Raw genomic sequence first — 23,420 nt, 5'->3', positions numbered from 1 at the left:
TTTATTTGTGAACTTTTTATGAATTTTACCAAAGATGAAGGCAATCGCCAAATTGGCAGTGCGTTTACCTTATTTCTATCAGACCCGGCATGAATAATCAAGTGTACATTTTCCGATAGCCGTCATTCTATTATATTTTTGTGAACAAAAGGCTCTAAGAATTGCCACAAAACACATATTCGCTTACACTTGGAACGTATATAAAAACGCAGCAGTATGTTGAGAAGGTGAATATTGTATGAATAAAGCATTAAAAGCTCTCGGTGTTCTGACAACATTTGTCATGCTTATTGTTTTAATCGGGGGAGCTCTCGTTACAAAAACAGGTTCCGGCCAAGGCTGCGGCAGACAGTGGCCGCTGTGTCACGGCCGTTTTTTCCCTGAAATGAATCCGGCTTCAATTATTGAATGGAGCCACAGGTTCGCAAGCGGGATCTCTATTATCCTTGTGTTAAGCCTTGCGTTTTGGTCATGGAGAAAAATCACACCGATTTTCCGTGAAACAACGTTTCTCGCGATCATGTCTATTATCTTTTTATTTTTACAGGCACTGCTTGGCGCATTGGCTGTCGTATTCGGTTCAAACGCGCTGATTATGGCGCTTCACTTTGGCATCTCATTGATTTCTTTTGCTTCAGTGCTCATTTTGACATTGCTCATATTTGAAGCCGACAAATCAGTTAGAAAACTGGTTAAGCCGCTTCAAATCGGCAAAAAAATGCAATTTCACATGATAGGGATTTTAATATACTCCTATATCGTTGTGTATACAGGCGCATATGTAAGACATACCGAATCAAGTCTGGCATGTCCTGATGTGCCGCTGTGCAGCCCGCTGAACAATGGACTTCCGACCCAATTCCATGAATGGGTGCAAATGGGCCATAGAGCAGCAGCATTGCTGTTGTTTGTATGGATTATTGTGGCCGCTGTTCATGCTATTACTTCCTATAAAGATCAAAAGCAGATCTTTTGGGGATGGATCTCATGTCTTATTTTTATTACATTACAGGCGCTGTCCGGTATTATGATCGTATACTCTGAACTGGCTCTGGGCTTTGCACTTGCCCACTCGTTCTTTATTGCCTGCCTGTTTGGTGTTCTATGCTACTTCTTATTATTGATTGCACGCTTCCGTTATGAATCAAGACAATCATAATAACTCTAGACCAAAGCTTTCTGCGCTTTGGTCTTTTTTGTATCATGTTTTTTGCCGCTTCATACGTTTCAATGGCCAGCCTCTCCGCTGGACTTGATGATCATTGAGCGGCTCGCTGTGCTCCGTATTTTTTGTCATCATGCTAAAAAACCGCACAGCCTGCGAAACATAAGTATTGCTTCATGATAAAAATGTGCAGATAGAGCCCTTTTGCCATGCTTCATACAAAGATAGTGCCTTTAAGAAATATTTATGGCTCATATCATACTACAAAGTATCTGAAAGACCGGCAGCAGATAATCCTGTTTTTGTTTTATATAGGAAATGGCTTGTGACAGTGCTGTATTGTCTTCAAGCCTTAGATCTCTTCTAAACCACACAATTTTCATTTCCCTACGCTTCTTTCATAAAAAACAAGAGTGTATATCAAATGATATACACTCTTGTTTTTTATGCTTTTTCAATTTCGAGAAGCAGATCTCCCGTTTGGATCGGCTCGCCATTTTTCACATGAACCTGCTTGATTGTTCCTGAGAAAGGCGCCTGAACCGTTGTTTCCATTTTCATCGCTTCATTGATCATCAAATGATCACCTTTATTGACTTTTGTACCTGCTTCAGTCAATACCTTAATAACCGTTCCAGGCATGGAGGCTGCGATGTGGCTTGGGTTTGTCCGGTCCGCTTTCAGTCTTTCCTGAACGGAAGACTTAATGCTTTCATCTTTGATGACAACTTCACGCGGCTGTCCGTTCAGTTCGAAATAAATGACGCGAGTGGCATCAGGCTGAGGCTCGCCGATTGAAATCAGCTTAACGATCAGTGTTTTTCCGCGCTCAATTTCCACTTCTATTTCTTCACCTAATGTCATGCCATAGAAGAATGTCGGCGTATCTAATACCGAAATGTCTCCATAGCTTTCTGCCGTTTTCACATAATCAGAGAAGACTTTAGGATAAAGGGCATACGCCACAGCATCTTGATCTGAAATCTCCAAGTTATGCTGCTCTTTAAATTCCTGTTTGATCGCTTCAAAGGATACCGGCTCAAGCAGTTCTCCCGGTCTGACCGTAATCGGCTCCTGTCCTTTTAAGATCAGCTTTTGTAGTTTTTCCGGGAATCCGCCATGAGGCTGGCCGATGTTTCCTTTGAAAAGCTCCACGACAGAATCAGGGAAATCTAATTGTTCGCCTTTTTCGTAAACGTCCTTTTCAGTCAGATTGTTTTGCACCATGTAGAGCGCCATATCTCCGACTACTTTAGAGGAAGGCGTGACCTTCACGATGTCGCCGAACATATCGTTGACGCGTCTGTACATTTCTTTGACTTCGTTCCAGCGGTCGCCTAGGCCTACTCCCTTCGCCTGCTGCTGCAGGTTGCTGTATTGGCCCCCAGGCATTTCATGCTCATAAATTTCAGTATGCGGAGACTTCATTCCGCTTTCAAATTCGCTATAGTATTTACGAACTGACTCCCAATATTGGGACAGCATTTCAACGTTTTGGACATTCATTTCCGGACGGCGGGCGCTCCCTTCCATCGCATGATAAAATCCGCTCGCGCTTGGCTGAGACGTTAATCCTGCCATTGAGCTGACCGCCACGTCTATGATATCAACGCCGGCTTCAACAGCTTTTGCGTACATATAAATACCGTTGCCGCTCGTATCATGCGTATGAAGGTGAACCGGAATGTCGATCGTCTCTTTCAAAGCAGAAACGAGTTCATATGCAGCCTGCGGTTTTAACAGCCCTGCCATATCTTTAATTCCAAGGATATGGGCTCCGGCAGCCTCAAGCTCCTTCGCCATCGACGTATAATAAGCAAGATCATATTTCGTACGGTTCTTGTCAAGGATATCTCCCGTGTAACAAATCGCAGCTTCTGCCACTTTGCCGGTATTCCGAACGGCATCAATGGCTAACGTCATCCCTTTTACCCAGTTTAAGCTGTCGAAAATACGGAACACATCAATACCGGATTGAGCAGATTGCTTCACAAATTCTTTAATCACATTATCCGGATAATTCGTATAGCCGACCGCGTTAGATGAACGAAGCAGCATTTGGAATAAGGTATTCGGCACTTCTTTGCGAAGGTCCTCCAATCGCTTCCACGGATCTTCTTTCAGGAATCGGTAGGCTACATCGAAGGTCGCGCCTCCCCACATTTCCATACTGAATAGCTCAGGCCATAGCGCAGCCGTCGGATTCGCGATTTTTTTCAAATCATGCGATCTGAATCTCGTCGCCAATAATGATTGGTGAGCGTCTCTGAATGTCGTATCAGTTAAAAGGACAGATTTCTGTTCCTTAACCCAATTTGCAAGCCCTTCAGCACCTTTTTCATCGAGAATTTGCTTTGTTCCTCTGGCAGGCTGCTGATCTATGTCTACTTTTACGTTTATCGGTTTGTCAAACGCCGGTTTTTCTTTTTTCCCGATTCCAGGGAAACCGTTCACTGTCACATTGCCGATGTAAGTGAGCATTTTTGTTCCGCGGTCTTTCTGTTTAGGGAAATTAAATAATTCAGGTGTTGTATCAATGAAAGACGTATCATATTGCCCTGTCAGGAACTTCTCATGCTTTGCAACGTTCTCAAGGAAAGGAATGTTTGTTTTAATGCCTCTGATTCTAAACTCCTGAAGGTTTCGGACCATTTTGGCCGCCGCCTGTTCAAACGTTAAAGCCCAAGTTGAAAGCTTAACGAGAAGTGAATCATAATATGGCGTGATCACGGCGCCTTGAAAGCTGTTTCCGGTATCAAGACGGACACCAAAACCGCCGCCTGAGCGGTAAGCCATGATTTTTCCTGTATCAGGCATGAAATCATTTTGCGGATCCTCAGTCGTAACCCGTGACTGAATGGCATAGCCGATTGTAGAAATGTCCTTTTGCTCAGGGATATTTACTTTTTTGCTGTGAAGGCTGTGCCCTTGGGCAACAAGGATCTGTGTTTGAACGATATCGACACCTGTAATCATTTCTGTAATCGTGTGTTCAACTTGTACGCGAGGGTTTACTTCAATAAAGTAGAATTCGTTGTTTGCAACAAGAAACTCTACCGTACCAGCGTTTATATAGTTTACATTTTTCGCAAGTGCAACTGCCGCTTCACAAATTTGGTTTCTTAATTCAGGTGACAGGGAGACACTCGGCGCCACTTCAATGACTTTTTGGTGGCGTCTTTGAACAGAACAGTCCCTCTCAAAAAGGTGGACGACATTGCCCTGCTTGTCACCAATCACCTGAACCTCAATATGTTTCGGATTTTCAATCAATTTTTCTACATACACTTCATCATTGCCAAAGGCTGCTTTTGCCTCTGATTTTGCACGCTCATATGCTTCTTTGACTTCACTTTCAGATCTGACAATCCGCATACCGCGGCCGCCGCCGCCCAGTGAAGCTTTAATGATAATAGGATAACCATTAGTTTGTCCAAATTGTTCGACTGCTTCAAGCGTTTCTGCAGGGCCGTCGCTTCCGGGAATCACAGGGATTCCAGCTTTTTCTGCCTGCTCACGCGCTTTTACCTTGTCACCAAACATATCTAGATGTTCGGACTTTGGACCAATGAACACGATGCCTTCTTCTTCACATCGTTTCGCGAAATGGATATTTTCAGATAAGAAACCGTATCCCGGATGAATCGCATCGACTTTGTTTCTTTTCGCAATATCTATGATATCTTCAATATCCAGATAAGCATCAATCGGTTTTTTCCCTTCACCGACCAGGTATGCTTCATCCGCTTTGTACCGATGGTAGGAACCGGAATCTTCTTTTGAATAGACCGCAACTGTACGAATATTCAACTCGGTACACGCCCGGAATATTCGGATTGCAATTTCTCCCCTGTTTGCTACTAATACTTTTTGTATCGATTGCTGTGACAAACGTTTCTCCCCCTTACCCGAATGGAATATAATCTATCATAGCGGAATACCCTTCCCCTGTACACACTTGTTTTTTACAGATAAACAGTTTTTTTGAGCTGTTTCTTTTTCATTCCCTTCGGCGCCAAGGGCTCTCTCTTTTTCTTATTCTCTGAATATTTCACAAACATGCTGATATTCGCTAATATCCCCATACTCGCTAGCAGCAGTACTAAAGAAGAGCCCCCGTAACTGATAAATGGCAGCGTAACCCCTGTAATCGGAATTAATCCGCTGACTCCGCCAAGGTTAATAAACGATTGTATGGCAATCATGCTCGAAATGCCGATCGCTAGAAGACTCCCAAACGGGTCCTCGCATTTTCTGGCTATATAAAACCCTTTTATTACGATAAAGCCCAATAGAAAAATCACAAACAATACCCCAAAAATACCTAGTTCTTCAGCAATGACAGCCATAATAAAGTCAGTGTGTGATTCAGGCAGATATCCGTATTTTTGGATACTTTCACCGAGCCCCAGACCGAAAATGCCGCCTGAGCCGATCGCATAATAAGAATTGATCACTTGTAAACCTGATGAATTTGCATACTTAAATGGGTCTTCAAGACTCTCAAAACGTGCCAAACGGCCTTCAGTTAAAATTTTGTCCTGATTTAAATAAATAATCGGGCTGACTAAAATTAAAACAATGCCGCCCAGCAAAACAAGCTTCACCAGCGTCTTTCCACTGAAACCGGAGCACAAGATCATGCACGTCGCAATTAGGCCGATAATCATGGCTGTACCAAAATCTGGCTGCATGGCAATTAACCCGCAAATCACAAGCGTCATGACAACCGGAGGGGCTACTCCCGTTAACAGATGGTCGATATAGCTTTGTTTTTTGGCATATACGGCTGCAAGGTATAAAATCACTACCAGTTTAACAAACTCCCCCGGCTGGATACTCATTCCGCCGATTTTAAACCAGCTTTGCGCGTTTCCGGCAACATGACCGAATACAAACAGCGAGATAAGCGCAAGAACAGAAACAAGCAGTATTCCCTTCTGAAACTTTTGATGAGCCAGTGCTTTGTAAGGAAACACAGCCATGAGAATAAAAAGAGCGCCACCTGCAATTAAAGCAAACAGCTGCCGCATGAAGAAAAAATTACTGCTTACGTTATATCGTGAAACAGCCGTAATCATGCTTGAACTGTATACCATCACTAAACCGAATCCGCATAGTAAAACAATTGCGAATATCAGTGAGTAATCATAAGATTTGAGCATTTTTTTTAACATAACATCCTCTTCCCTGCTTCCAACTTCCATTATCTATGGTTTTATGTATTTATCTTTTTTATTTTACTACAATTTATCAAATGAGACGAAGAATCTCTATACGATTCGGAAGGAATGTGTAAAAAAAGACCGTCTTTAGTGAGAGAAAATTAGCGGTTATAAAAAAACCCAAACTGTTAATAAGTTTGAGTTTTATCATTTATTTACCTGTAAACGCGTCATGCAAAGCAGACAATTCGCGCTCCAATGTGTATAAAAGGTCTTTACCGTCTTTTTCATCAACCAATCCCAGGCGGACAGCAAAATCGATTTCCCTCGAAAGCCCGAACATTTGAGTATCTAAAACCTCTTCATATAGAGGACATTGAGGCATCGTTAAGTTATCCATTTGTACTCGGATCAGCTTCAAAATCTTCTCAGCGTCTACTTTTAAGAGTTCAAAAGCTTTTTGCCGATGGTCAACTATCATCTCTGAAGCCAAAAGTATCCCTCCGTTCCCCAGGCGAGTACCTAATTCTTCTATTTATCATAAAGGGTATCAGCAGAAAATGCAAGAGGATTTAAGCAGATGAGATAAATTAAAAAATACTCAGCCTGTACATCTCAGACATTATTTCCAAAAGCTTTACACCTGCAATGCTGTTCCCTTTTTCGTCCAATGCCGGGCCAAAAATGCCGATCCCGAAATCGTAGGGTGAAAGGCCCATAATCCCTCCGGATACGCCGCTTTTTGCAGGAATTCCGACCTTAATTGCAAATTCCCCGCTTGCATTGTACATTCCGCACGTCACCATAAATGTTTTGCAAATCCTGGCGACATCTTTTGGGATGATTTGCTCTCCAGTCTCAGGTTGTCTGCCGTTCAGCGCAAATACAGATCCGATTTTCGCCAAATCCAGACTGTTCATCTCTATCGCGCATTGCTTCGTGTATAAATCCATTACCGCTTCTACATCATCCTCAAAAATGCCGTACTGCTTCATATAATAACACATTGCCCGATTAATCATTGATGTGCTGTATTCGGATTGAGCCACTTCCCGGCAGTAAGTAATCTCTTGGTTGTTTGTCAGTCTTCTGATAAAAGAAAGTAAATAATCAAGTCTCTCTTTCACCGTTTTCCCTCTAATCAAGCTTGTCACTACCAAAGCCCCGGCATTGATCATAGGGTTTAACGGCTTACTCGGATTCACTGTTTCCAGCTTGATAATTGAGTTAAACGGATCACCGGTCGGCTCCTGTCCAACATAGCTGAAGACCTTATCTTTGCCGTGTTCCATTAATACCAAAGCAAGTGAGAGGACTTTCGATATACTTTGAAGTGTAAATGTTTTTTCTACATCACCTGCTGACAGACAAATATTATTGGAATAATAAATCGCCACTGACAGATCGTGTTTATCGGCTTTTGCCAAGGCAGGAATATAGCTGGCTACCTCCCCCTTGTCCGTCACCTTTTTCGCCTCTTTCACTAAGGCTTCAAGCTCGTCATTATGCCGGCATACCATGCAACCACCCTCGCTCCCTGAGCATTTCAATACACATAATTTGTACACAAAGTGACAATTCATGCGAAAACTTTTATAATTTTGAGAGAAGGGGGTTATATCATGAGCGTTATACAAGTAAAAGGCAATGTTACATATCCGATCACCATTGATCCAAGCGTATGGATTTTTGATGATCGCAAATTTTCGTTTGACCGCAAAGGGGCAAGTCAAGACTCACATTTACAATCAGCCGGGGATGAATCCGATCTTGATCCTGAACGCGTCATCAGAGAGGGCCGGATTGCGCCGCCGACATTAAAGACGGAAAAACAATACGAGAAGCAAAAACTGATGAACGGCAGCTTTGCAATGAAACTTGGGACTGTGCTGAAAAATGCCGAGCCGCCCAGCTCTGCGACACAATGCGTATTTGTCACAAGTTCGGGAAAGGCCGCCGTTCCTCTGGAAACCGCTCTGAACAGTATTGTCCATTTCAGTGAGGCAGGCAAACCGATTCAAGAAGGCGGCCCCGTTCATATTTACTTTGAAGATCCAGTTGATCACAAACAGCCCATCACCGATATAAAAGAAATCGAAATCATTTAGTATTACAGCAAGTCAGCTGCAAGCTGGGCGAGGCCTGATCTCTCACCTTTTAACAGCTTCACGCTGCCTGAGATGGGTTGTCCTTTAAACCGCTCAACCACATAGGCCAAACCATTGTTCAGACTGTCTAAATATGGGTGATCAATTTGTTCAGGATCGCCCATTAAGACAATTTTACTCCCCTCACCGACTCTCGTCAGCAGTGTTTTTACCTCATGCCTGGTCAAATTTTGCGCTTCATCAATAATAATAAATTGATCTGGAATGCTTCTCCCCCTGATATAAGTCAGCGCCTCTACCTGAATTGAGCCAATACCTGCCAGAATGGCCTCAAGCTCCCCCGGTTTTTTCGCATTAAACAGAAACTCCAAGTTGTCAAAAATCGGCTGCATCCAAGGCTTTAGCTTTTCCTCTTTTTCGCCCGGCAAGTATCCGATGTCTTTGCCAACAGGAACAATCGGTCTCGCCACGACCAGCTTTTTGTATATTCCTAAGTCTTCTGTCTGTAATAGTCCCGCTGCCAATGCTAAAAGCGTCTTGCCGGTTCCCGCTTTTCCGATCAGGGTGACAAGCGGAATATCTTCACGCAGCAAAAGCTCTAATGCCATTGTCTGCTGAACATTTTTCGGTCTGATTCCCCATATATGTTCATCATCAAATACGAGTCTTTTTAATACCGTTCCGGTTTTATCTGCAATTCCGACTGCAGAGGAGGATCCTCCCAGCTCATCCTTCATTAATGCGAATTGATTCGGATAAAACGCGTGCTGTTTTATATCATTTACTGAAATTTGATTTTTACCATAAAAAGAGTTGAACAGCTGCTGGCTGATATATAAATCCTTATAGCCGCTGTACATTTCATCATTGTCCACGACCCGGTCATTTAAGAAATCTTCGGCAAGCAGTCCGATTGCGTCCGCTTTCACTCTGACAAGTACATCCTTGCTGACGAGGATAACCGGCCTGCCATTCTCCTTCGTTTCTTCCTCGAGGCTTAAGTTTTTCGCAACGGCTAATATGCGATTATCGTTCGTCTTTTCAATAAAGATCTCTTGCAGCTGGTGAAACGAACGATGATTCAGTTCAATTCTCAGTGTGCCGCCCGTGTCGAGCGGAACATGCTCATGCAGCCTGCCCTTTTGTCTTAGCGCATCAATCAGCTTAGATACGTGCCTTGCATTCCTCCCAACTTCGTCCATATACCGTTTCTTTGAATCAACCTCTTCTAATACGACAGCAGGGATGACAACCTCATTTTCTTCAAAAGAAAATATCGCGTTAGGATCCTGTAATAACACATTCGTATCTAACACATAAATTTTACTCAAGTCTCAGCCTCCTGATATAAGGGTCAAAGTTCTTCCTGCTTCTCTTACGATGAAAAAAGGTGAATGCCTGCTAAAATATATGTTTTTGTGCATAAAGATAGAAGGTTAATTCAACAATAAAATTAATGAATGCATTTCAAGGAGGGAACCCGCAAGTGCGAATTCTTTTCATTCTCATACAGCTGACGCTTATCCTGTCCGCATGTGCCTACCAACAAGGAAAACAGGATCAGAATGTTGAAAAAGAATCAACAAGACAGCAGGAAACCAAACCGATTCACGTAAAGGACACAACTCAGGAGACAAAAGACAATGGAACAAGAACGGATATTGCCAAGCATCTTGTCAGCGTTGCTGAAAAAAATCCCGATGTCAAGGATGCAACAGCCGTTGTGCTTGGAGGTTATGCCGTTGTTGGGATTGATGTCGATGATACTTTGGATAGAAGCAAAGTGGAAACGATTAAATATTCTGTGGCACAGGCTTTAAAAAATGATCGATATGGTGCCAACGCAGTTGTCATTGCTGACCCAGATACGGTCAGCCGCCTGAATGAAATGAGCAGAGAAATCAGTAAAGGCCGTCCGGTAACAGGCATACTAGATGAATTAGCTGCGATTGTCGGCCGAGTGCTTCCGGAAGTGCCTAACGATGTGATTGACAATGAAGACGAGCCGCAAACAAAGCAGCAAAATGACCAATTAAACAGAAAGCAGCAGCAGGAAATGGAACAGGAGCAAAACGATCAATCTGATCATCATATGAAAAAGAATAACAATGATTAAGCTATAGCCTCGCGCTTTAGCTTTTTCTTATTTTGGACAGCTTCTGATCCGTGCTATAATACATATTAGTGAAAGAGGTGATATGATGAGGGTCCAATGTTCTATTTGCGATAAAATTGAAACAATTGATGATGATACCCTGATCGCGAAACGGCTTCGAAACCGCCCAATCCATACATATATGTGCCAGGAATGCCACGACCGGATTGCCCAAAAAACAGAAGAACGGCTGAAAACGGGAAAATTCACTTTTCACCCGGGACAGCAAAAAAAAGAAAAAGTCAAAAAATAAAGCAGCCGCTTTACCATACACAACACAAAAAAGACTCAGCTTCTCAGCTGAGTCTTTTTATGATTTTGCAGACTGTCCCTTTTTCGACTGATACAGCCGAATTTTGTAAATGATTAAAATCATCGCAGCGACGACCAATCCCTCTGCCACGGGCAAAAACACTCCTAAAAAGGTCAAAACAGTGCAGCCCAAAGCCAGAAATACATACACCACTGCTGATTTTAATACCGGAAGCCGTTTAGCAAATCCAAGCTTAAATACAATAACAGCCAACACAAAAATCGTGCCGTACAGCAGCCACATGCCTGCCGCAGGCTGCCGGTCTACTTGATATAGAGCGGCGAAGAACGACAGGCGTTCGCTTACATCATTCAAAAAGATTCCCCTCCCCTGCAAAGTGCGGGTTCTATCTTTTCAAATTCTGCAAGAGATTAAGACAATCCTGCTGTTTTTTTCTTTTTAGCCGCTTTTTCACGTTCGTTTTTATTGAGGATTTTCTTTCTTAAACGGATGGATTCAGGCGTTACTTCACAGTATTCATCTTCGTTTAAGTACTCTAGAGATTCCTCAAGAGACATGATGCGCGCTTTTTTAATTGTAGTTGTCTGATCCTTTGTCGCAGAGCGGACGTTCGTCTGCTGTTTCATTTTGCTGACGTTAACAACAAGGTCGTTGTCACGGTTATGCTCTCCAACGATCATTCCTTCGTATACTTCAGTACCCGGCTCAACGAAGATGACACCGCGGTCTTCAATTCCTTGAATACCATAAGATGTCGCTTTTCCGTTTTCCATTGATACAAGCACACCCTGGCGGCGTCCGCCGACTTGGCCCGCCTGCATCGGCTGGTAGCTGTCAAAGGTATGGTTCAGAATACCGAATCCGCGTGTTAATGATAGGAACTCTGTGGAGTACCCGATCAATCCGCGGGAAGGAACTGTAAAGATGAGACGGACTTGGCCGTTTCCATTGTTGATCATATCAATCATTTCGCCTTTGCGGGCACCCATTGATTCCATAACTGAGCCTGTATGCTCTTCCGGAACATCGATTTGTACACGCTCAACAGGCTCACAGCGTACGCCGTCGATTTCTTTGATGATAACTTCAGGTTTTGAAACTTGAAGCTCATAGCCTTCACGGCGCATATTTTCAATTAAAATTGACAAGTGAAGTTCACCGCGTCCGGAAACAACCCAAGCATCAGGAGAAGCGGTTGGCTCAACACGCAAGCTCACATCCGTCTGAAGCTGAGACTGAAGACGCTCTTCGATTTTGCGGGCTGTTACATATTTGCCTTCACGGCCTGCAAACGGACTGTTATTCACGACAAATGTCATTTGAAGTGTCGGTTCATCAATGCGAAGCACTGGAAGAGGATCCTGATGGTCTACAGGACAGACCGTTTCACCAACGTTAATATCTTCCATGCCGGAAACCGCTACGAGGTCTCCTGCTTTTGCTTCTTCAATTTCCACACGCTTTAAGCCTTGGAAACCGAAAATCTTTGTTACACGGAATGACTTAGCCGTTCCGTCAAGCTTCATAAGAGAAACCTGTTGACCGACTTTCATCGTGCCGCGGAATACGCGTCCGATTCCGATACGGCCTACATAGTCGTTGTAGTCAAGAAGGGCAACTTGGAATTGAAGCGGCTCCTCTTCATTATCAACAGGTGCCGGAACATGCTTAATGATGGTTTCATATAAAGCTTCCATGTTTTCATCCTGCTGTTTCGGATCAAGACTCGCTGTTCCATTAATCGCGGAAGCATATACCACTGGGAACTCGAGCTGTTCTTCATTGGCATCAAGCTCAATGAACAGATCAAGAACCTCATCGATAACTTCCTCAGGACGGGCAAAGTCACGGTCAATTTTGTTTACAACAACAACCGGGTTCAGATTTTGCTCAAGAGCTTTTTTCAGAACGAAACGTGTTTGAGGCATACAGCCTTCATATGCGTCAACGACAAGCAGTACACCGTCAACCATTTTCATAATTCGTTCTACTTCTCCCCCAAAGTCTGCGTGTCCAGGGGTATCCAAAATATTAATGCGTGTATCTTTATAGTTAATCGCAGTATTTTTCGCCAAAATTGTAATGCCGCGTTCGCGTTCAAGATCATTAGAGTCCATTGCGCGTTCAGCAACCTGTTCGTTGGCACGGAACGTACCAGCCTGATGTAAAAGCTGATCGACTAGAGTCGTTTTCCCATGGTCAACGTGGGCAATAATCGCGATGTTGCGAAGATCATTTCGAAGTTTCACTTTTTCATCTCCTAATAAAATTAAATAACTTTCATATTATACCACACATCCTCTTTAAAAGCGTCACGTTTTTCTGTAAACTTAATATAAGACGTAAAAGGGGATGGAAAACATGAAAAAAATGAATTGGCTTTTACTATTATTTGCATTTGCAGCAGTTTTCAGTATTATGCTGATCGGCGTCTTTATCGCTGAAAAAAGCGCTGCAGGCATTATCGCCAGCATTGTGCTTGTTTGTGCCGTAATGGGCGGCGGATTTACATTAAAAAAGAAAATGCGCGAGCAAGGCTTGCTTGATTAAAAGCATTACCCCGCTGAAGACATTGTAATCAAAAAAACACCGCAAAGAAGCGGTGTTTTTCATTTCATTAAGTCTTATCTCCCCTGTTTCTTAGTCGGGAAGATGCAAAACAGCATTCATACATAGACAATCGTTCTAACAATGACACATGTGACCGGCAAAAAGTAGTTCGGCAACGATATACATAAAATACCATAAAACCTATTTTTCCGATGCTAATCTATCCCTATAATGGAATTCGTAGCACAATTCATAAAAGGGAGAGAAGAAACATGAAGAAAACATTTGTAAAAAAAGCGATGCTAACGACTGCCGCAATGACCTCAGCTGCTCTATTAACGTTCGGCCCTGATGCAGCCAGCGCAAAAACAATGGTTGATAACTCCAATGTTCATGTGCAGCATCAGACAATCACAAATGAAGATCTCAATACATACATTGATTTATTAAATCAATGTATATACGAACAAGACGGTGTGTATTATTTTGACAGTGAAAAAGCTGTCGAGTTAGGAATGACAAAAGAAGAGGCTCAAGTAATCGCAACTCTCTGGGAGTCGACATCAGAATTTTTCAGCGTTGTTTCACAATGTGTGTATGTCGAAGATGGACATTACACATTTGATACAGAAAAAGCAATTGAACTTGGCTTCACAGAAAAAGAAGCACTCGCACTTGAACAATTTTTCTCCGCTGTTTCTTTAAAGATTCACATTCTTCAAGCAGCAATTGTATTACAAGACGGTGTGTACAGCTATGATATAGATGCAGCGGTACAAGCAGGGGCAACACCTCTGGAAGCTGACGTTTTTGAAAAATTATTCAGTGCTCTGTCACAAGAACAGCTTGCCGCAATCTACGACATGATTCATCCTCAAGCTTAAACTAAAAAGGCGCTTGCCGGAACCGGACAAGCGCTTTTCTTTATATCAGCAGTTTGATGATGAGCATTACGGCAACCGCCGCTCCAAACCAGCAGGCAGCTTTAACGATTAGCAAACCGTAGTACCTCTGTTTAAACCGCATTTCTTCTTCCAGCAGAAAAGCCTCCACAACGGCCTGTCCGCCCTCCAATTCAAAAGGCTCAGCCATCATGTCATACATTTCTCTGCAGCTGCTGCAGGTCTTTATATGCTCTTTAATGACGTGTTCCGTTTCTCTTTTACAATCACCTTCAAGATACAGAGGAAGCAGGTCTCTTACTAGAAAGCAGGTCATATCCGCTCCTCCTCTCTTCTTTTCGTCATGCTTTTCTTTAGCTCTAATCTGGCCCGGTGAAGTGTGGTTTTCACCTTTGAAAGACTCCATCCTAATATCTCAGCGATTTCTTCATAAGAAAGCTCTTGGAATTCTCTTAAAATCAAAACGGATTGATGCTGATCCTTTAACTGGAGGAGTTCCTGCCTTAGGGTTTCACTTTTTACCGTCCGCGACAAATACTGTTCAGGCTGCTCATAAGTTGTTTGCGTTAATCCTTCATTCTTGCTGATATCAGTAAATTGGTATTTGACATCCCTGCGGTACCAATTGACAAAGGTGTGATGTGCAATGGTGTAAAGCCACGTTCTGATGGAAGAATGTCCCCTAAACGAAGCCAAGCCGTTAAGAGCTTTCAAAAACGTGTCCTGCGCTAAGTCCTTGGCTGTTTCAAGGTGATGAGTCCTTCTATATAAATAATTTAAAATTTCTTGGTAATACTGTCGATACAAATCTTCAATAGAATCCCTACGCTTCATTAAAAGTAAAACCACACCGTCATCCAAATGGCCAATAATATGAAACAGATATACATGGAAGACAGGTATACTTTCATATGTCTTATTTGGCTCTCTTCTTCAGCACCCGGGCTTCTCTCTGAACAAGATTCAATCTTTAAGGATTCCGCATTCTTTTGGTATAGGGGCTCATGCTGTTCCATCCATTCCATTGATTCGTCCTCTAGCTCTCCTTCTTTATATAGGTCATATAAATCTAAAAATACAGACTCCTTTTCTTTATGTTTCATAAAGATTTTTCACCTCTTGTGTTTCTCCATCCACCACATAAGCATCATGGCGGTTTGAGCCAAATGGCTGAATAATGATCAGCCATGCATAATAGCATTCATTCCCTCTTTGAACGATGATCGGACGCATTCGTTTTTTGTAAATAACATCCTGGTATGCAGAAGCTACTTTTTCATAAGCCAATTTTCCATCACGATACGTATACGGAAATGCCTTATCGGGTGTATCGCTGTAAACATAAACGTTTAGCATCCCTTGATCTTCATAAAACTCATACGCATTAGAAGAATCAGAATATACCACTTTATCACTCTGCCTACTTTTTTTCTTGATTTCTGATACATCAGCACCGAAGACCAATAACATCTGCTGCAGCAGCCGGTCGTTTGTCAATGAGATATTCTTTTTCACAGGAAGCGAAAGATTTTGTAAACAGCCGGAGTCGGTCTCAAAGTTCAAAACAATTCCATCTTTTGTTTCAACTCGAACTAAGCTTCCAAGCAGGCTGTCGCTTTCAATATCTGTGATTTGATAAAGCTGTTTCGGTATTTTTAAAGCTGTAAACATTCCCTTCACTTTATCGTGTATATCTTGTTCTGTGATATGAACATGTCGAAGAGAATCAAGCTGATAAATCGAAGGGTCTTCACTAAAGCCCATTAAGGTTTCCTTTTCCCAATAAAATACTGTGCCATCATCAGCATTATCTTTTTTATGAAATTGATTTTTCAGGAATATACGAACGACTGTCTGGCCGTCTTCTTTAGATACCTTTGTTTCAATATGATCCTTATTTAACACACGTCCGTGTTGCTCAAGGAAAGCGATGGACTTCCGTACGTACTCCTGATCAGCCAGCGTCTTCCCCTTCGGCTTTTTCAAGTACTGATAATTGCGAATCATTTGGGATACTTCATCGACGTCTGCCTCATAGCTCATACTTTCAAATGAGTAGAAATAATGCACATCCATGTTTGTATCGTGCAAATACAATGTCTCATCCGCAGGAAAAAATGTCTTTAGAATCTGTTCCGCTTTTTCAGATGAAATGTGTTCTCCTACAAAATTGAATGAATCATGGACATTTGCTGGCTTTGATAAAGCGAAAGCAGCCGTTCCTAAGTTATATATTGGATTTAAGAGCAAGATAAAAAATACAATAACAGCCATCGTCAGCCACTTATTCACGCGCACATAAATCTTTCCCGACTTATTGAGCAGATGATAACTCATCAAAAATCCCGCCATTGTCAAATAAATTGTATATGGCATCACTGCACCATAGTCTTTCGAGATTTGACTGGGATACGGCGCAAGCAGCAGGACAAGCAGGGCGATAATCATCGTATAAAATAAACCTAATAAAATCTTATTTGTTCTCCAATACTGTTTGAAAAACAGTACATTCAAAACAATAGGAAGAATGATGATGAAAAACAGAAACACGAATTCAATCGGCTCGATCCCATCAGGATATTCCTTCCAATACGAAAAGAAACTGAATACCATTTGTACGATCGGCAAACTGACAACGGCAAGATCGAATGTATAAAACATGCCTTTTCCGCCATGATCACGAAGCATCAGCATATAGTGAAAAGCCGTCAGCAGAACATACCCGTATAACAAAAAATGCAGCAGCGGCAGCAGTTCATTTCCGTCCTCTCTAATGTAAGCGCTGGTAAAGTTTGTTGCTTGCACCTGGTGAATGAGTTCAACAGACACCCCCGTCAGCAACACAATCCGCAATATAACACCTGCCAAGAACATTGTGCGGTACCGGTTTATTTTAGGATGATGCACCAATAGATATAAGCCCGCCAGAACAACAATTGACCATTGGATCAGCAAGGTGCTTTGTCGGCTTAATATAAAATAACGTTCGAAATGCAATACATAATGACTGAATAACTCCAACACGAACAACAATCCTTTACTTCTTATTAAGGCCTCATCCGGTTAGACAGCCGGCTTTTCAAAAAGTTTCAATAATCAACAAACATTTCTTCTCTTTCCTTTGATATGTAAATAGACACAACACTTGCAATGAGACATCACATGACACTTGACTCATCTTGAAATTATTTAACAAAAATAAACACAGGACAATTCTATCAATTTTGTCTAGTTATGTTAGTTTTTGTTGAGTATTCCAGAATGCTAGTTTAATATAACAATATAAAGATTTCAGTATTTTCAAAAAGGGGGATTTATTGTGGGTTTAGGTAAGAAATTGTCTGTTGCTGTCGCTGCTTCGTTTATGAGTTTGTCAATCAGCCTTCCTGGTGTTCAGGCTGCTGAAAGTCATCAGCTTAAAGAGAATCAAACAAATTTCCTCTCCAAAAATGCAATTGCACAATCAGAGCTCTCTGCACCAAATGACAAGGCCGTCAAACAGTTTTTGAAAAAGAACAGCAACATTTTCAAAGGTGATCCTGCCAAAAGGCTGAAGCTTGTTGAAAGCACGACTGACGCCCTTGGGTACAAGCACTTTCGATATGCGCCTGTAATCAACGGAGTGCCTATTAAAGATTCACAAGTGATCGTTCACGTCGATAAATCCGATAATGTCTATGCGGTCAATGGTGAATTACAAAATCAATCTGCTGCAAAAACAGAAAACAGCCAAAAAGTCTCTTCTGAAAAAGCGCTGGCACTCGCTTTCAAAGCCATCGGCAAATCACCAGACGCTGTTTCTAACGGAACAGCCAAAAACAGCAATAAAGCCGAGTTAAAAGCCGTAGAAACAAAGGACGGCAGCTACCGTCTTGCTTACGACGTGACGATTCGCTATATCGAACCTGAACCTGCCAACTGGGAAGTCTTAGTTGATGCTGAAACAGGCAGTATAGTAAAACAGCAAAACAAAGTAGAACATGCTGCTGCCACTGGAAGCGGAACAACGCTAAAGGGCGCAACTGTTCCTTTGAACATCTCTTATGAAAGCGGAAAATACGTTCTAAGAGATCTTTCAAAACCAACAGGCACTCAAATCATTACATATGACTTGCAAAACAGACAAAGCCGCCTTCCGGGAACGCTTGTCTCAAGTACAACAAATACATTCACATCTTCATCACAGCGGGCAGCCGTTGACGCCCACTATAATCTCGGTAAAGTGTACGATTATTTTTATTCGACATTTAAACGGAACAGCTATGATAACAAAGGCAGTAAAATCGTTTCTTCCGTTCACTACGGCACTCGGTACAATAATGCTGCATGGACAGGAGACCAAATGATTTACGGTGACGGCGACGGTTCATTCTTCTCTCCGCTTTCCGGCTCATTAGATGTGACAGCACATGAAATGACACATGGCGTCACTCAAGAAACGGCCAACCTGATTTATGAAAATCAGCCAGGGGCATTAAACGAATCTTTCTCTGACGTATTCGGTTATTTTAACGATACAGAAGACTGGGATATCGGTGAAGACATTACAGTCAGCCAGCCTGCTCTCCGCAGCCTGTCCAATCCAACAAAATACGATCAGCCTGACAATTACGCCAATTACAGAAACCTCCCAAATACAGATGAAGGCGATTATGGCGGCGTACACATAAACAGCGGAATTCCAAATAAAGCCGCTTACAATACCATAACAAAGCTTGGTGTCTCTAAATCACAGCAGATCTATTACCGTGCGTTAACAACGTACCTCACGCCTTCTTCGACGTTCAAAGATGCCAAGGCAGCTCTTATTCAATCTGCCCGTGATCTGTACGGGTCAACTGATGCCGCTAAAGTTGAAGCAGCCTGGAATGCTGTTGGATTGTAATGTTAAAAAAAGCCTGAGATCCCTCAGGCTTTTTTTCGTTACATGTTTTGCTTTCTCTCTTCGTTGTAAGCATCATCATTCACCCCGAAAGGATGATACCATGAGAATCAGCAGCCGCTGCTGATTTGCAAAAGAGAAGTACACAGCCGCAAGCGTGCAGTACAGGAAGCAGCGATGCTGTCTTCCCCGCTCAGCTGCAAAGATGCGAAAGCAGCAGTAAGCCAACGCTGCAGTATACAATATTAATCCGGGCTAAGGGAGATTCTTCCGGCAGACACTTGGCTCAGGTGAAATAAATGAAGATCACACGATCGAAGAAAGAGCAAAAACATTGACAAAAATTTTTATTTATGCTATAATTTACTATTAATATATTTGTAGGTATAATAAGATTCTCCTGGCCAGGGGAATCTTATTTTTTTATGGGAGGATCATTTCATGAGGAATAATGAGTCCAGCTTAACGTCATTGGTTTCAGCTTTTGCCCGTTCATATCATAGCCGATATGACACGTCTCTCATTTTTGATGATTTTATTGCAAAAGACCTCATTAATGAAAAAGAGTTTACAAACATCAGCGAGAATATGATTCAAGGAATATCGTTTTTCAGCAAAGAGATGGCCAAACGTCTGCAAAATGATCCTGAAAAAATATTAAAATGGGTTACCCAAATCCAGCTGTCGCCTACGCCCTTAGCACGTGCTGCGTATTGTGAAAAAGTTTTACACAACGAATTGATGCTGGGGGCAAAACAGTATGTCATTCTTGGGGCCGGACTGGATACTTTCTGTTTTCGGCATCCTGAATTGGAAAACAGCTTACAAGTTTTCGAGATTGATCATCCGTCTACACAGCAATTCAAAAAAAATAAGCTGAAAGATGCAAATCTGACAATTCCGGCACATCTTCACTTTGTTCCTATGGATTTTACCAAAACGTTTTCGTATCAGCCTCTTATAGATGAAGGATTTGAAAACACAAAAACATTCTTCAGCCTTCTGGGAGTGTCTTATTATTTAACGAGAGAAGAAAATGCAAGCTTGATCAGAAATTTATTTTCTCATGTCCCATCAGGAAGCTCTATCGTTTTTGATTATGCTGACGAAACACTTTTTACAGCAAAAGGAACGTCAAATAGAGTTGAACATATGGTAAAAATGGCTGCCGCAAGCGGAGAACCGATGAAATCGTGTTTCACTTATCAAGAAATTGAAATTCAGTTAGAATCATCAGGTTTACTTATCTATGAACATCTATCACCAGACGATATTAATGACCAATTCTTCAACAATCGAACAGACGATTTGTCAGCGTTTGAAACGATTCATTATATTCATGCGGTGAAAAAATAATTTTTTATCATCAGATGCCTCTCAATTTTTGGGAGGCTTTTTATGGTACTGGCATACAACAAATAAGCTGCCGTTATCAGACGGCAGCTTCTGCTAAAGGCTTCACCATGATCATAAATGATTTGCCTGTCTCATCTTTCTCCGTTTTCAGCTGTTCAAAGCCGCATTGGCTCAAAAACAGTATCCATTCACTCCGGTCAATGGGAACTGCCGCAAACATCGCTTTATGTTTGGCTCCGAGCAATTTGCTGATCTGTTCAATGATCATCCTCGCATGCCCCTTTTTTTCTTCAGCCGGGTCAATCAGCACCGTTCCAAGCCACGGCTTTCCGTTGGAAGGCGCCCACTCGAGATGATAGCTGACGGCAACAGGCTGACCGTCTTTTTCCCATATAAGCCATGACCCGTTGTACATGGAGTAGGAGATCATATAGCTTTCTGCATCTTTCTCCCCAAACTCCTCCTCTTTCCATACAGGATGAGCCTCCGCGAGCTTCTCTAACAAGCAGAGGTCATCCTGTTCAAACGGCCTACTTTTGAGCATGAAGATACTCTTCAAATATCGTTTTATGTATGGATGGATTTCCGGCCAGCACACTGTGATTTTCTAAAAAGGTAAACGGCTCTCCCTCTATGGTCGTATAGATGCCCCCAACTTCATTTAACAGCACACATCCGGCTGCATAATCCCATGGTGCAAGCCGCATCGTGATGTAAGCATCTATTCTTCCTGCCGCGACATTTGCCAGCTCTAAAGCGGCAGAACCGTAGGAGCGTGTGCCTCTGACTCTTTTTACAAGGGGCGCTAACACACTTGGATCAATTCTTCTGTTTTCCGTTACCCATGTCGCATTAATGGCAAGAATCGCTTCTTCAATGGCAGTTTCTTTTAAAGGAGCCAGCTTCGTTTCATTCATATAAGCTCCTCTGCCGCTAAATGCGTGATAGAGCTCATCATGCACCACATCATAAATTAAACCGATTCTTCCTTCTCCGTTTTCAAAAATTCCAATTGAAATCGCAAAATTTCTTTGCTGATGCACAAAATTCATCGTCCCGTCAATCGGGTCGATAATCCAGACGACTCCCTCCAGTGAGTGGAGTTTGTCTCCTTGTCCTTCTTCGCCGAGTATACGGTGTCCCGGAAACGTTTCTTGAATGCGTTCAATGAAAAACTTTTCCGTTTCTTTATCAATATTGGTGACTAAATCATTCGGATTTGATTTCGTTTCAATTGTCAGGCTTTCATTCATGGATTGTTTAATTCTCGTGCCTGCTTCTCTTACCCATTTCTTTGCAATCTCATCAATTTCCGTCCAATTTGTCATTCGTGCGTACCTCTCTTCTATGTAGACCTTTATTTTATAGGATACTGATAACGGCGGTGAAAAAGCAAGGAAAATGAAAAATATCCCTTCTCACGTAAAAACGAACCATTCATGCGGTTCGTTTTCACTATCGCTTTTTACCCGTTAAGACGAATCCATTCTTTTCTGAGTCGCTCAAGTTTGTTTTTGCTTTGTTCAATCTGTTCTTCATTTTCTTTTTGCATTGCTTCATATAGGGTTGCCAATTCATAATCAACCTCTAGTCTCCAGACAGCTACACGATTGTTTTTCTCTTCCTTAAATCCCTCTTTTACAACTTGCCTCATTGTCTTTCGCCCCTTCCAGAGATCATTTGTTTGTAAAAAAGCATCCCATTTTGCCATTCAACAATGATTACTTCTTATATCGTATGATTGTTCTATTTACGCGTAACATGATTCTGAAAATTGTGTGTTTACCTATTCGTTTATTACCTCATTTCTCCTTTCTTCAAACGCGCTCAATCTTTTTGACGCTCGTATGAACTGTGATAAAATATGTTTACTTAGCATGAAGGAGGAAAATCATGACACAAATGCGTTTTACGGAAGAAGACTTTAACACATTTACAATAGAAGGCTTAGACGCGCGCATGGAGGTATTAAAAGAGACGGTCCGTCCAAAGCTAACAGCTCTAGGCGAACATTTTGCCCCAACTTTATCAGCTTTAACCGGGGATGAAATGTTTCCTCATGTGGCCAAGCACGCAAGAAGATCCGTCAATCCCCCTGCTGACAGCTGGGTCGCATTCGCAAACAGCAAAAGAGGCTATAAAAAACTGCCGCATTTTCAGATTGGTTTATGGGAAACCCACGTATTTGTGTGGTTCGCGATTATATATGAATCCCCTATTAAAGAAGAATACGGCAAATTGCTTGAAGCGAATCAGGAAACCATTACTAAGAATATCCCTGACAGCTTCGTTTGGTCCGCAGATCACACAAAACCGGGAGTACATAAGCAGTCTGAAATGGACAAGGAACAGCTGAAGACGCTGTTTGAGCGTTTGCAGACTGTAAAAAAAGCTGAGCTGTTATGCGGCATCCAGCTTCAAAAAGAAGAAGTGCTGAATATGAATAACCATGAATTCCTTCAGCGTATCGATGATGCCTTTAAGCAGCTTGCTTTTCTGTACCGTTTCACCCAAAAAGTATCACAAGCATAAAAAAGAGCCGGAGTATCCCCCGGCTCTTTTCTTACATCTTAATCTTCGCCTGATCAGATTCCCTCGCCTGTTTGACCGTGCGATAAGGAGAGTATGTACTTTGTTCTTCAAACTCGCCGCATATCTTTTTTTCCTCAGCCTTTCCCGGTACAATTTCCTTGAAACGGCGGTAAGCTTTAAGCAGTTCTTCACGATCTGCACCTTTTTCATATGCAAGCTCAACCTGCTGGAAAAACGCGATCACATCCACTGCTTCTTCGGTTGTCCAATCTTCATTCATCGGATATTGGTATTCCATTTTCTTCACTCCTTATAGATTTGCTTCCCTTAG

25 protein-coding genes are annotated in these 23,420 nt (G+C 42.2%); 9 read left to right on the top strand and 16 right to left on the bottom strand.

Annotated features, from left to right (window positions below):
- Window positions 1–238 precede the first annotated feature (238 nt).
- The gene (gene ctaA / locus RAC86_RS17125; RefSeq protein WP_072566227.1) at window positions 239–1,159 is read left to right on the top strand and encodes a heme A synthase CtaA; all 921 of its coding nucleotides are present in this window, start codon (window positions 239–241) and stop codon (window positions 1,157–1,159) included.
- Window positions 1,160–1,416: 257 nt separating this feature from the next.
- On the opposite strand, the gene RAC86_RS17120 is transcribed toward ctaA, so the two are convergent.
- From RAC86_RS17120 to glsA, 5 genes are all read right to left on the bottom strand, one after another.
- Window positions 1,417–1,548 (bottom strand): deoxyribodipyrimidine photo-lyase, encoded by a 132-nt coding sequence (locus RAC86_RS17120; protein WP_080376122.1) that lies wholly within the window; start codon window positions 1,546–1,548, stop codon window positions 1,417–1,419.
- A gap of 61 nt (window positions 1,549–1,609) precedes the next feature.
- Entirely contained in the window at window positions 1,610–5,056 is a 3,447-nt protein-coding gene (pyc, locus tag RAC86_RS17115; protein ID WP_072566226.1) for a pyruvate carboxylase, read from the bottom strand.
- Window positions 5,057–5,130: 74 nt separating this feature from the next.
- Window positions 5,131–6,342: a cell division protein FtsW gene (ftsW, locus tag RAC86_RS17110; RefSeq protein ID WP_072566225.1), complete on the bottom strand. Its 1,212-nt coding sequence runs from the start codon at window positions 6,340–6,342 to the stop codon at window positions 5,131–5,133.
- 199 nt (window positions 6,343–6,541) lie between these two features.
- Window positions 6,542–6,823: an Fpa/YlaN family protein gene (locus tag RAC86_RS17105; RefSeq protein WP_003221339.1), complete on the bottom strand. Its 282-nt coding sequence runs from the start codon at window positions 6,821–6,823 to the stop codon at window positions 6,542–6,544.
- A 97-nt stretch (window positions 6,824–6,920) separates the two neighbouring features.
- A complete protein-coding gene (glsA, locus tag RAC86_RS17100) occupies window positions 6,921–7,850 on the bottom strand; it encodes a glutaminase A (RefSeq protein WP_072566224.1) in 930 nt (309 codons plus the stop codon).
- A 102-nt stretch (window positions 7,851–7,952) separates the two neighbouring features.
- Between glsA and RAC86_RS17095 the strand changes: the two genes are divergently transcribed.
- Window positions 7,953–8,438, top strand: a complete 486-nt coding sequence (locus RAC86_RS17095) for a hypothetical protein (RefSeq protein ID WP_014113679.1) — start codon at window positions 7,953–7,955, stop codon at window positions 8,436–8,438.
- A gap of 2 nt (window positions 8,439–8,440) precedes the next feature.
- Here RAC86_RS17095 and RAC86_RS17090 read toward each other — a convergent pair whose 3' ends face one another.
- Window positions 8,441–9,769 (bottom strand): PhoH family protein, encoded by a 1,329-nt coding sequence (locus RAC86_RS17090; protein ID WP_014113678.1) that lies wholly within the window; start codon window positions 9,767–9,769, stop codon window positions 8,441–8,443.
- A gap of 155 nt (window positions 9,770–9,924) precedes the next feature.
- On the opposite strand from RAC86_RS17090, the gene RAC86_RS17085 reads away from it, so the two are divergent.
- Window positions 9,925–10,554, top strand: coding sequence for a YhcN/YlaJ family sporulation lipoprotein (locus RAC86_RS17085; RefSeq protein ID WP_061187401.1), 630 nt, complete (start codon window positions 9,925–9,927; stop codon window positions 10,552–10,554).
- Between the two features lie 82 nt (window positions 10,555–10,636).
- The gene (locus tag RAC86_RS17080) at window positions 10,637–10,846 is read left to right on the top strand and encodes a YlaI family protein (RefSeq protein WP_072183306.1); all 210 of its coding nucleotides are present in this window, start codon (window positions 10,637–10,639) and stop codon (window positions 10,844–10,846) included.
- Between the two features lie 57 nt (window positions 10,847–10,903).
- Here the strand turns inward: RAC86_RS17080 and RAC86_RS17075 are convergent, their stop codons facing one another.
- Window positions 10,904–11,221 carry a YlaH-like family protein gene (locus tag RAC86_RS17075; RefSeq protein WP_014113676.1) on the bottom strand — a complete coding sequence of 106 codons (318 nt, stop codon included), beginning with the start codon at window positions 11,219–11,221 and terminating at the stop codon, window positions 10,904–10,906.
- Between the two features lie 56 nt (window positions 11,222–11,277).
- On the bottom strand, window positions 11,278–13,116 hold the full coding sequence (typA, locus tag RAC86_RS17070) for a translational GTPase TypA (protein ID WP_014113675.1): 1,839 nt from the start codon (window positions 13,114–13,116) through the stop codon (window positions 11,278–11,280).
- 112 nt (window positions 13,117–13,228) lie between these two features.
- Here typA and RAC86_RS17065 point away from each other — a divergent pair, with 112 nt between their 5' ends.
- Both RAC86_RS17065 and RAC86_RS17060 read left to right on the top strand, forming a co-directional pair.
- Entirely contained in the window at window positions 13,229–13,417 is a 189-nt protein-coding gene (locus tag RAC86_RS17065; protein WP_003221324.1) for a YlaF family protein, read from the top strand.
- A 272-nt stretch (window positions 13,418–13,689) separates the two neighbouring features.
- The gene (locus RAC86_RS17060; protein WP_061187398.1) at window positions 13,690–14,301 is read left to right on the top strand and encodes a hypothetical protein; all 612 of its coding nucleotides are present in this window, start codon (window positions 13,690–13,692) and stop codon (window positions 14,299–14,301) included.
- A gap of 40 nt (window positions 14,302–14,341) precedes the next feature.
- On the opposite strand, the gene RAC86_RS17055 is transcribed toward RAC86_RS17060, so the two are convergent.
- The 4 genes from RAC86_RS17055 to RAC86_RS17040 are packed head-to-tail and all read right to left on the bottom strand — an operon-like array spanning window position 14,342 to window position 17,352.
- Complete coding sequence (locus RAC86_RS17055) at window positions 14,342–14,635, bottom strand: zf-HC2 domain-containing protein (protein WP_072183304.1); 294 nt, start codon at window positions 14,633–14,635, stop codon at window positions 14,342–14,344.
- Window positions 14,632–15,153 (bottom strand): RNA polymerase sigma factor YlaC, encoded by a 522-nt coding sequence (ylaC, locus tag RAC86_RS17050; protein ID WP_041521160.1) that lies wholly within the window; start codon window positions 15,151–15,153, stop codon window positions 14,632–14,634. The genes RAC86_RS17055 and ylaC overlap by 4 nt, the downstream gene beginning before the upstream one ends.
- The gene (locus RAC86_RS17045) at window positions 15,153–15,422 is read right to left on the bottom strand and encodes a hypothetical protein (RefSeq protein ID WP_072566223.1); all 270 of its coding nucleotides are present in this window, start codon (window positions 15,420–15,422) and stop codon (window positions 15,153–15,155) included. Before RAC86_RS17045 ends, ylaC begins: the two co-directional genes overlap by 1 nt.
- Entirely contained in the window at window positions 15,412–17,352 is a 1,941-nt protein-coding gene (locus RAC86_RS17040; protein ID WP_072566222.1) for a hypothetical protein, read from the bottom strand. Before RAC86_RS17040 ends, RAC86_RS17045 begins: the two co-directional genes overlap by 11 nt.
- A 286-nt stretch (window positions 17,353–17,638) precedes the next feature.
- Between RAC86_RS17040 and nprE the strand changes: the two genes are divergently transcribed.
- Both nprE and RAC86_RS17030 read left to right on the top strand, forming a co-directional pair.
- Window positions 17,639–19,204 (top strand): neutral metalloprotease NprE, encoded by a 1,566-nt coding sequence (nprE, locus tag RAC86_RS17035; protein WP_014113669.1) that lies wholly within the window; start codon window positions 17,639–17,641, stop codon window positions 19,202–19,204.
- Window positions 19,205–19,642: 438 nt separating this feature from the next.
- Complete coding sequence (locus RAC86_RS17030; protein ID WP_072566221.1) at window positions 19,643–20,557, top strand: class I SAM-dependent methyltransferase; 915 nt, start codon at window positions 19,643–19,645, stop codon at window positions 20,555–20,557.
- Window positions 20,558–20,633: 76 nt separating this feature from the next.
- Here RAC86_RS17030 and RAC86_RS17025 read toward each other — a convergent pair whose 3' ends face one another.
- The 3 genes from RAC86_RS17025 to RAC86_RS17015 all read right to left on the bottom strand — a co-directional run bounded on the left by RAC86_RS17025 (window position 20,634) and on the right by RAC86_RS17015 (window position 22,211).
- Window positions 20,634–21,062, bottom strand: a complete 429-nt coding sequence (locus tag RAC86_RS17025) for a GNAT family N-acetyltransferase (protein WP_014113667.1) — start codon at window positions 21,060–21,062, stop codon at window positions 20,634–20,636.
- Between the two features lie 25 nt (window positions 21,063–21,087).
- Complete coding sequence (gene suhB, locus RAC86_RS17020; RefSeq protein WP_014113666.1) at window positions 21,088–21,885, bottom strand: inositol-1-monophosphatase; 798 nt, start codon at window positions 21,883–21,885, stop codon at window positions 21,088–21,090.
- Between the two features lie 137 nt (window positions 21,886–22,022).
- On the bottom strand, window positions 22,023–22,211 hold the full coding sequence (locus RAC86_RS17015) for a hypothetical protein (RefSeq protein WP_009967148.1): 189 nt from the start codon (window positions 22,209–22,211) through the stop codon (window positions 22,023–22,025).
- Window positions 22,212–22,450: 239 nt separating this feature from the next.
- Here RAC86_RS17015 and RAC86_RS17010 point away from each other — a divergent pair, with 239 nt between their 5' ends.
- Entirely contained in the window at window positions 22,451–23,089 is a 639-nt protein-coding gene (locus RAC86_RS17010) for a YktB family protein (RefSeq protein ID WP_014113665.1), read from the top strand.
- A gap of 31 nt (window positions 23,090–23,120) precedes the next feature.
- Here the strand turns inward: RAC86_RS17010 and RAC86_RS17005 are convergent, their stop codons facing one another.
- Window positions 23,121–23,387 (bottom strand): UPF0223 family protein, encoded by a 267-nt coding sequence (locus RAC86_RS17005; protein ID WP_003221303.1) that lies wholly within the window; start codon window positions 23,385–23,387, stop codon window positions 23,121–23,123.
- Window positions 23,388–23,420: the final 33 nt, after the last annotated feature.

It is taken from the genome of Bacillus sp. LR_5, assembly GCF_042709275.1.
The sequence above is the reverse complement of the archived record's forward strand: the minus strand, read 5'-3'. Positions and strand labels throughout refer to the sequence as shown.

Bases quoted from the DNA above. Each gene is read 5' to 3' on its own strand.
- ctaA (WP_072566227.1), top strand. From the start codon at position 239: ATGAATAAAGCATTAAAAGCTCTCGGTGTTCTGACAACATTTGTCATG.
- RAC86_RS17120 (WP_080376122.1), bottom strand. From the start codon at position 1,548: ATGAAAATTGTGTGGTTTAGAAGAGATCTAAGGCTTGAAGACAATACA.
- ftsW (WP_072566225.1), bottom strand. From the start codon at position 6,342: ATGTTAAAAAAAATGCTCAAATCTTATGATTACTCACTGATATTCGCA.
- glsA (WP_072566224.1), bottom strand. From the start codon at position 7,850: ATGGTATGCCGGCATAATGACGAGCTTGAAGCCTTAGTGAAAGAGGCG.
- RAC86_RS17095 (WP_014113679.1), top strand. From the start codon at position 7,953: ATGAGCGTTATACAAGTAAAAGGCAATGTTACATATCCGATCACCATT.
- RAC86_RS17080 (WP_072183306.1), top strand. From the start codon at position 10,637: ATGATGAGGGTCCAATGTTCTATTTGCGATAAAATTGAAACAATTGAT.
- RAC86_RS17065 (WP_003221324.1), top strand. From the start codon at position 13,229: ATGAAAAAAATGAATTGGCTTTTACTATTATTTGCATTTGCAGCAGTT.
- RAC86_RS17060 (WP_061187398.1), top strand. From the start codon at position 13,690: ATGAAGAAAACATTTGTAAAAAAAGCGATGCTAACGACTGCCGCAATG.
- RAC86_RS17055 (WP_072183304.1), bottom strand. From the start codon at position 14,635: ATGACCTGCTTTCTAGTAAGAGACCTGCTTCCTCTGTATCTTGAAGGT.
- ylaC (WP_041521160.1), bottom strand. From the start codon at position 15,153: ATGAAGCGTAGGGATTCTATTGAAGATTTGTATCGACAGTATTACCAA.
- RAC86_RS17045 (WP_072566223.1), bottom strand. From the start codon at position 15,422: ATGAAACATAAAGAAAAGGAGTCTGTATTTTTAGATTTATATGACCTA.
- RAC86_RS17030 (WP_072566221.1), top strand. From the start codon at position 19,643: ATGAGGAATAATGAGTCCAGCTTAACGTCATTGGTTTCAGCTTTTGCC.
- suhB (WP_014113666.1), bottom strand. From the start codon at position 21,885: ATGACAAATTGGACGGAAATTGATGAGATTGCAAAGAAATGGGTAAGA.
- RAC86_RS17015 (WP_009967148.1), bottom strand. From the start codon at position 22,211: ATGAGGCAAGTTGTAAAAGAGGGATTTAAGGAAGAGAAAAACAATCGT.
- RAC86_RS17010 (WP_014113665.1), top strand. From the start codon at position 22,451: ATGACACAAATGCGTTTTACGGAAGAAGACTTTAACACATTTACAATA.
- RAC86_RS17005 (WP_003221303.1), bottom strand. From the start codon at position 23,387: ATGGAATACCAATATCCGATGAATGAAGATTGGACAACCGAAGAAGCA.